The 531-nt window shown below is 39.7% G+C and carries 1 pseudogene; it reads right to left on the bottom strand.

The features are described from left to right. Nucleotides 1-531: pseudogene (locus ACFIK0_RS09915) on the bottom strand (hypothetical protein); the annotation flags it as partial.

The following is a 531-nucleotide window of genomic DNA, read 5'->3' as shown; positions in this document are numbered from 1 at the left end:
CGCCATTATCACCATCTTTTTTATCGTAATGAACAACAGCTGAATCATCAGACTGAAGGCTGCTAGAAAGTTCCTTCAGACTTGCATCAAGCTGACCCTTGTTAACGGCATCATTATTATCTTTTGCATCCTCTACACCAGAAATAACCCGTTTCACACCGCTTTTGTTTGCAACATTAATTACAGTGCCATTTGTTTCCTTACCAACAGTGATAGGAGCCGTCTCATCATCCTGCTTGACAAGGCTTTCACTCACTACATTGGTTACATCATGATGAACATTCGTGACAGAACTACTAATATCAGAAAGTGCTTCCGCTACACTCTTATAACTTTCTTCACTTTCTGTCCCTTCTGCATTAACTTTCTTGATTACAAAATTTGGAGCCTTCCATTGTCCATCTTTATCATAACCTGCTCCTCCACCAAAATACGTCGCAAATGTCTGATTCATTGAATAAAGCTGACTACCCGTTACAGCATCTGTTGATTTAGCGCTAATCTCACCATTTGCTAGAAACGTAATTCTAC

Source organism: Bartonella sp. CL63NXGY (genome assembly GCF_042194905.1).
Classification (GTDB): domain Bacteria; phylum Pseudomonadota; class Alphaproteobacteria; order Rhizobiales; family Rhizobiaceae; genus Bartonella.
This window is presented reverse-complemented; position numbering and strand designations above follow the sequence as displayed.